At 69.1% G+C, this 7,465-nt stretch carries 8 protein-coding genes; 2 read left to right on the forward strand and 6 right to left on the reverse strand.

The window, feature by feature from the left end; genetic code table 11:
• The 4 genes from VNT59_RS20070 to VNT59_RS20085 form a co-directional block, all read right to left on the reverse strand.
• On the reverse strand, positions 1–381 hold a 381-nt coding region (locus VNT59_RS20070), incomplete at its 3' end, for a molybdopterin cofactor-binding domain-containing protein (protein ID WP_325501426.1).
• Positions 378–836: a (2Fe-2S)-binding protein gene (locus tag VNT59_RS20075; RefSeq protein ID WP_325501428.1), complete on the reverse strand. Its 459-nt coding sequence runs from the start codon at positions 834–836 to the stop codon at positions 378–380. The genes VNT59_RS20075 and VNT59_RS20070, both read right to left, overlap by 4 nt.
• A gap of 7 nt (positions 837–843) precedes the next feature.
• Positions 844–1,821, reverse strand: a complete 978-nt coding sequence (locus VNT59_RS20080) for a tripartite tricarboxylate transporter substrate binding protein (RefSeq protein WP_325501430.1) — start codon at positions 1,819–1,821, stop codon at positions 844–846.
• Positions 1,822–1,920: 99 nt separating this feature from the next.
• Positions 1,921–2,793 (reverse strand): fumarylacetoacetate hydrolase family protein, encoded by an 873-nt coding sequence (locus tag VNT59_RS20085; protein ID WP_325501432.1) that lies wholly within the window; start codon positions 2,791–2,793, stop codon positions 1,921–1,923.
• A 192-nt stretch (positions 2,794–2,985) separates the two neighbouring features.
• Between VNT59_RS20085 and VNT59_RS20090 the strand changes: the two genes are divergently transcribed.
• Positions 2,986–3,657 (forward strand): FadR/GntR family transcriptional regulator, encoded by a 672-nt coding sequence (locus tag VNT59_RS20090; RefSeq protein ID WP_325501434.1) that lies wholly within the window; start codon positions 2,986–2,988, stop codon positions 3,655–3,657.
• A gap of 143 nt (positions 3,658–3,800) precedes the next feature.
• The gene (locus VNT59_RS20095) at positions 3,801–5,399 is read left to right on the forward strand and encodes a hypothetical protein (protein WP_325501436.1); all 1,599 of its coding nucleotides are present in this window, start codon (positions 3,801–3,803) and stop codon (positions 5,397–5,399) included.
• A 156-nt stretch (positions 5,400–5,555) separates the two neighbouring features.
• On the opposite strand, the gene gnd is transcribed toward VNT59_RS20095, so the two are convergent.
• Both gnd and VNT59_RS20105 read right to left on the reverse strand, forming a co-directional pair.
• The gene (gene gnd, locus VNT59_RS20100) at positions 5,556–6,572 is read right to left on the reverse strand and encodes a phosphogluconate dehydrogenase (NAD(+)-dependent, decarboxylating) (protein WP_325501438.1); all 1,017 of its coding nucleotides are present in this window, start codon (positions 6,570–6,572) and stop codon (positions 5,556–5,558) included.
• A gap of 117 nt (positions 6,573–6,689) precedes the next feature.
• The coding region (locus VNT59_RS20105) for a CocE/NonD family hydrolase (RefSeq protein WP_325501440.1) at positions 6,690–7,465 on the reverse strand (776 nt) is incomplete at its 5' end.

Consider the following 7,465-nt stretch of genomic DNA (forward strand, 5'->3'; position numbering starts at 1 on the left):
CGCCTGGCCCGCCACGAAGACACCGCCGTCCAGCGCCACGGCCGCGCGGTCCACCCCGGTCCGCGCCGCCAGCCGGTCGCGGCACGACTCGCGCAGGTGCGCGGCCGCATGGCGCAGCGCCGCGCCCGAATGCTGGATCGACAGGCTGCCCGAGGTCACGGCCTCGTCCGGGCTGGCCGCGGTGGTCGGCCTGACCATGTCGATTCGCTCGGGGGCGAGCTGCAGCTCCTCGGCGAGCAGCAGCCGCAACGCATGCGAGATGCCCTGGCCGATGTCGACCTTGCCCGAGTAGGCGCGCACGCGGCCGTCCGTGCCGATGTCCAGCCACTGGCCCAGGCGCGGCTGCGCCTTGAGGCTGGCCGGGACTGCCGGCACGGTCATGCGACGGCCTTTGCCACGGCGCGCACCACCCGGTTGTGCACGCCGCAGCGGCAGAGGTTGCCTTCCAGCGCCTGCCGGATGTCGGCCTCGGACGGGTGCGGATTGCGCTTGATCAGCGCGGCCGCCCGCATCAGCATGCCGCTGGTGCAGAACCCGCATTGCAGCGCCTGCTCCTCGATGAAGGCGGTCTGCAGCGGGTGCGGCGCGGCGCGGCTGCCCAGGCCCTCGAGCGTGGTGACGCTCTTGCCCGCGACCGACCACATCGGCGTGTCGCAGGCGGTGACGGCGTGGTCGCCCAGGATGACGGTGCAGGCGCCGCACTGGCCGAGGCCGCAGCCCAGGCGCGACGCCTTCAGGCCGAGCGTGTCGCGCAGCACGTCGAGCAACATCCGCTCGGGGTCCACCCGCACGGACGTCGCCTGCCCATTCAGCGTGAACTGGATGTCGGTCGGCACCGGAAGCTCAGTCGGCCTTCGCGCCCGAGGCCTTGACGATGGTCGCCCACTTGGCGATGTCGGCCCGCAGGTACTTGTCGAACTCGCCGACCGTCATCGACATCGGCACGGCGCCCTGCTGCGCCCACGTCGCCTTCACGTCGGCCGCGCCGACGATCTTGCGCACCGCGGCGTTGAGCTTGTTCACGATCTCCGGCGGCGTTCCCTTGGGCGCCATCAGGCCAAGCCAGATGGTCGCCTCGTATTTCGGCACGCCGGCTTCGGCCACCGTCGGCAGGTCGGGCGTGATCGAGTTGCGGGTGGCGCCGCTGGTGGCCAGGCCGCGCACCTTGCCCTCCTTGGCCATGGGCGCCATGGTGGTCACGGCGTCGAACATCATGTCGACCTGGCCGCCGACCACGTCGGTGCGGGCGCCCGAGCTGCCCTTGTACGGCACGTGGGTGATGCTCACGCCCGCCATGTGCTTGAACAGCTCGCCGGCCATGTGGTAGGGCGTGCCGGTACCGGACGAGGCGTAATTGAGCTTGCCCGGCTTGGCCTTGGCCAGGGCGATCAGTTCGGCCAGGTTCTTCGCCGGCACCGACGGGTGCACGACCAGCATCAGGTCCGAGTAGTTCACCGGGGCGATGCCAACGAAGTCGTCCATCAGCTTGAACGGCTTGGTCGGCACCAGCGTCTCGTTCACGGTGTGGGTGTTCGACATCATGAGCAGCGTGTACCCGTCGGGCTGCGACTTGGCCACCGCATCGGTGCCGATGATCGAGCCGGCGCCGGGCTTGTCGTCGACGACGAACGGCTGCTTCAGTTCGGTCGACAGGCGCTGCGCGACGAAGCGCGCGTAGTTGTCGGCGGGACCGCCGGCGGCGAACGGCACGATGATCTTGACGGGGCGGCTGGGGTAGTCGGCCTGGGCGAAGGCGCCGGCGCTGCCCACGGCCACGGCGGCGGCGACGAGCAGCCGGACGGCGGGTCGTGCGATCTTCATGTCTTGTCTTCCTCTCGATGGATTCGTTATTGGAGCCGCTGGCGGCGCGGCGGTGCATGGTGTCATCCCCATGTCGGCGGGGATGACACCTTTCGTCTGTCAGACGAACTTGTTCTCGATCTGGCCGATGCCGTCGATCTCGATGCGGATCACGTCGCCGCTCCTGATGTACTTGGCCGGCTTGAAGCCCATGCCGACGCCGGCCGGCGTGCCGGTGGCGATCACGTCGCCCGGGTACAGCGTGATGCCGCGCGAGATGGTCTCGATCAGCGACGGGATGTCGAAGATCATGTTCTCGGTCGGGCCGTCCTGGCGCTGCTCGCCATTCACCCAGCAGCGCACGCGCGTCCTGGTGCCGTCGAGCTCGTCGGCGGTGACGATCCACGGGCCCATCGGGCAGAAGGTGTCGAACGACTTGCCCATGTCCCACTGCTGGTGGCGCATCTGCACGTCGCGCGCCGTCACGTCGTTGACGATCGTGTAGCCGAAGACGTGCTTGCGCCAGTCGGCCCTGGCGATGTTCTTGCCGCCGACGCCGATGATCACGGCGAGTTCGGCTTCGTAGTCGATCTGCTCGGAGATCTGCGCGCCCGGAAGCACCACGTTGTCGGTGGGGCCGACGACGCACTCGGGCACCTTGCTGAACACGATCGGCCATTCCATCACGTTGGCGGCGTTGTCCTTGAACACGGACGTGGCCAGTTCCTTGGCGTGGGCGTGGTAGTTGCGGCCGACGCACCAGATGTTGCGGCGGGGCAGCGGGATCGGGGCTTCGAGCTTGACCGAGGAGACGGCGACGCCGGTGGCTTCCAGGCCGGGCAGGGCATCGCCCTTGGCGGCCGCCTCGATCAGGGGCAGGGCGCCGCGCTGGGCGGCATCGGGCGGGAGCTTGAAAGCGGTGACCTGCTGGCCGTCGGGGGACACCATGCCGACCTGGCGCTTGCCGCCCTGCGTGTACGTTGCGATGCGCAAATGAGTTCTCCTGTGAGCTGCGGACAATTTGGTTTGTTGGCGGACCAATTGAAACCAATCCGGCGATCATAGGAGAAACGGCGGATCGGTCAACATCAGCCGACAGCGGGGGAAGGTTGTCCCTGGCGCGGGCGCTCGGCAATTGGTACTATTTGGTTTCACCTGCGCCCAAGACGACAACGAGACGACCCCGTGAACACCGCTTCGACGCTTCGTGGCTTCATCCTCGAGAGCCTGCAGTCCGGCCAGTGGCGCGCCGGCGACCGGCTGCCGACCGAGCGTGACCTGAGCGAGCAGTTCAGCGTGAGCCGCACCACGGTGCGCAAGGTCCTGCAGGAGATGAAGGACCTGGAGGTGATCAGCCAGACCGTCGGCAGCGGCACCTACGTCACGGACCGCGCCGCTGCCGTGCTGAAGGGCATGGCCAGCGAGGACCCGGTGCGCCAGACCAGCCCGTCGGAGCTGATGGAGGCGCGGCTGGCGCTGGAGCCCGCGATCATCGAGATGGTGATCGGCAACGCCACGGCCGCCGACTTCGAGCAGATGGAGGCGTGCTGCGCCAAGGGCGAGGCCGCCGGCACGCTGGAAGAATTCGAGTACTGGGACGGCATGCTGCACGAGGTGATCGCCAACGCCGCGCGCAACTCCTTCGTCGCCAGCGTCTTCAAGCTGATGAACCAGGTGCGCAGCCGCGGCGAGTGGGGCCTGCTGAAGCGGCGCAGCGTGACGCCGGAGCGGCGCGCCGCCTACCAGGCCGAGCACCGCGCGCTGGTGCAGGCGATCAAGCAGCGCGACCTGCCGCAGGCCAAGGCCCTGGCGACCGAGCATCTGCTGCACGTGCGGCGCAACCTGCTCAATTTCTGACAGGCGCGCCGGCCTGCGCGTCCAGCGCAGGCGCCGTCCCCGCCGCCGGTGCGGCGCCGGTCCCGTCCCGCAGACGCCGCCGTGAATTCGTCCCGGCCGCCCGCGCGCGCATCCGCGAGAATGGCGGCCATGACGGAGACACCATGAGCGACGACATCATCCTGCCGATCCAGACCACCGACTCGCGCGCCGGCGGCGAAGCGGGCCGCGCCGATCCCTTCTACGTCAACCTCGTCATCTCCGACCCCGAGGTGATCCTGGCGGCCAGCGAGTACCCCGACGGCCGCGCGCGCACCGACTTCCTGCTCACCGCGCTGAAGATCGGCGTGCTGTCGCTGCGGGCGGCGCGCGGCGTGGTCGACGGCGACATGGTGCGCCAGGAAGGCGAGCGCCTGATGGAGCAGCTCGGCGAGCGCCTGAACGGCTGGCGCAAGGTGTTCGAGGAGCGGGTGGCCGGGTCGCTGTCGCACTATTTCGATCCCAAGCAGGGCATGTTCGTCGAGCGCGTGGAGCGGCTCGTGCACTCGGACGGCGAACTGGCCAACGTGATGAAGGCGCAGGTGCAGTCGGCCGAGCAGAGCCTGACCCGGGTCTTCGAGCAGTTCATCGGCGACAACAGCCAGCTGCTCAAGGTGCTGGACCCCAGCGGCGAGAACCAGCTGGTGCAGACCATGCAGCGCACGCTGGACGGCGTGATCCAGTCGCAGAACGCGGCGATCCTGCAGCAGTTCTCCCTGGACAACAAGGGCGGCGCGCTGACCCGCTTTCTCGGCGAGCTCGAGGCCAAGCACGGCAACCTGAACACGGCGCTGTCGAAGAACATGGCGGACGTGGTGGCGGAGTTCAGCCTGGACCGGCCGGACTCGGCCCTGAGCCGGCTGGTGCAGCGGGTCGAGACGGCGCAGCGCAGCCTCACCAGCGAGCTGAGCCTGGACAACGAGTCCTCGGCCCTGTGCCGGCTGCAGAAGATGCTGGAGGACAACCACAGGGAGCAGGTGGCGATGGCGAACCGGCTCTCGGAGTCGCTCAACGTCGCGATCAGCCAGCTGCAGACGCGCCGCGACGAGGCCAGCAAGAGCACGCGCCACGGCCTGGAGTTCGAGGCCAGCGTCGGCGAGCAGCTGCGCTCGATCTGCCAGGCGGCCGGCGACGTGGTGCGCGACTGCGGCACCAGCACCGGCCTGATCCCCAACAAGAAGGTCGGCGACTTCGTGGTCACGATCGGGCCGGAAAAGGCCGCTGCCAACGCGAAGATCGTCGTCGAGGCCAAGGAGAGCGGATCCTACGACCTGATGGCGACGCTGGAAGAGGCCGACGTGGCGCGGCGCAACCGCGGCGCCGGCGTCTGCGTCTTCGTGCACTCGGAGAAGACGGCGCAGCCCGGCATCCCGGCGTTCAGCCGCTACGGGCACGACATCGTGGTGCGCTGGCATGCCGACGATCCGGGCACCGACGTGTGGCTCAAGGCCGCGATGATGGTGGCCACGGCGATGTCGGTGCGCGCCGCGGCGCACGACACGCAGGACGCGGCCAGCTTTCAGGTGGTCGACAACGCGATCGCGCGAATGCGCAAGCAGGTCGAGGGCTTCGAGACCATCCGCAAGAGCGCGCAGACCTCCAGCAATGCGGCGGCGACCATCCTGGAACGCGCGAAGATCATGGAGACCACGATGCTGGACCAGCTCACCGCGCTGTGCGACGAAGTCGTGAAACTCAAGGCGCGGCAGGACCAGGCCGGCTGAAATTCAATGGGACGGTCAACCCAACAGCCGAACGCAGAGGTCGCAAAGGGACGCAAAGGACGCAGAAGGCTCCAAAGATTCTTTTGATTCTTTTGCGTTTTCTGCGTGCTTCTGCGCCCTTCGCGTTCGGCTGTCGGGTTGAGGCCTCCGACGCGCTCAGCCCGCTGGCTTCTCCACGTGCCCGCCGAAGCCCTTGCGCATGGCCGACAGGATCTGGTTGGCGAAGGTCGCGTTGCCCCGTGAGCTGAAGCGGTCGTACAGCGCCGCGCTCAGCACCTGCGCCGGCACGCCTTCCTCCACCGCGGCCAGGATCGTCCAACGGCCTTCGCCGGAGTCCGACACCCGGCCGCTGAAGCCCTGCAGGTCGGGGTTCTGCAGCAGCGCCTGCGCGGTCAAGTCCAGCAGCCACGAGGGGATCACGCTGCCGCGGCGCCACACCTCCGCGATGTCGGGCAGGTTCATCTCGTACCGGTAGGCCTCGGGCTCGCGCAGCGGCGTGGTCTCGGCGTCGGCCGCGAACGACTGCTGGCCGATGTTCGCGTGGCGCAGGATGTTGAAGCCCTCGGCGTACGCGGCCATCATCGCGTACTCGATGCCGTTGTGGATCATCTTCACGAAATGGCCCGCGCCGTGCGGACCGCAGTGCAGCCAGCCTTGCTCCACCGGGGCCGGCGCGCCGTCGCGGCCGTACGTGCGCGGCGCCGCCTCGACGCCGGGCGCGAGGTCGCGCAGCAGCGGCTCGAGGTGCCGCACCGTCTGCGGCTCGCCGCCGATCATCAGGCAGTAGCCGCGCTCGAGGCCGGCCACGCCGCCGCTGGTGCCGACGTCCACGTAATGCAGGCCCCTGGCGCCCAGTTCCCTGGCGCGCCGGATGTCGTCGCGGTAGTAGGAGTTGCCGCCGTCGACGACGATGTCGCCGGGCTCGAGCAGCGGCGCGAGCTCGGCCAGCACCTTGTCGACGATGCCGGCCGGCACCATCACCCACGCGATGCGCGGCTTGCTCAGCTTGGAGACGAACTCCGCCAGCGTGTGGGCGCCGGTGCGGCCTTCCTTGGTCAGGCCGGCGACAGCGCCCGGGTCGGCGTCGTACACGACGCAGTCGTGGCCCTTGCCGACCAGCCGCCGCACCATGCTGGCCCCCATCCGTCCCAAGCCGATCATTCCCAGCTGCATTGCTTCCACCTTCAACCACGTCGAGCGAACAAATGCGGCGCCGCGTCGTGCAGGCGCCGCCGATGTTCGTATCGTAGCGTCGAATGCCTGAGGTTCCGGACCGCGGCCCGGCGCAACTCAGCCCTTGATCGGCAGGTCGATGAACGAGGCGTCCGGGCCGCCCAGCGTGAACTTCAGCAGCGGCGGCCGGCCGGGGGGCACCTGGGCGAAATGGTTGCAGTCGGCGCCGGCGATCGCGACGCGCAGGCGGCTGCCGGGCTGCACCTGCCAGGAGATCGGCAGCAGCGCGAACTGCGCGGCCTCGGGCACGCCGGGCTCCATCAGGTCGGCATCCTCGCGATAGAAGGTGCGGTACGGCCAGGTCGTGCGATAGCCCGGCGGGCACTTGGCGGTCTCGCGATGCAGCAGCCGCAACTGGCCTTCGGTGATGAACCATGAGCGGCCGTTCGCATCCACTTCGGACAGGTACACGAACAGGCTGGCGTCGCGCTCCGACGTCGAGACGTGCAGCTGCACCACGGCATGCCCGGTGAGTTCGGTCCGGCGCTCGAACGGCGCCGTGGCGAAGCAGAGCATCGCGTCCTCGCGGCCGTTCCAGTCGCCGTAGTAGTCGATCACGGCCAGCGCGCCGAGGCGCTCGTAGCGCGTGTTCAGGCCGGTGCCGGTGGTGAAGTGCGCCTGGTAGGGCGCGATCGACGCCTGCCCCGGCGCCTGCGGCGAAAGCCGGCCCTCGGTGTCGAGGAACAGGCGCGTCCTGGCCGGATGCGGTGGCCAGGCCGGCGCGGCCTGCCACTTCTCCTCGCGCACGGTGTGAAAGTGAACCGGCGCCTCCTCGCGGATGCCGGTGTCCAGGCCCATCAGGTGCTGGTCGAAGAAGCGCAGCACCTCGGCCA

Origin of the sequence: Ramlibacter sp. (assembly GCF_035554825.1) — a bacterium.
Taxonomy (GTDB): domain Bacteria; phylum Pseudomonadota; class Gammaproteobacteria; order Burkholderiales; family Burkholderiaceae_C; genus Ramlibacter.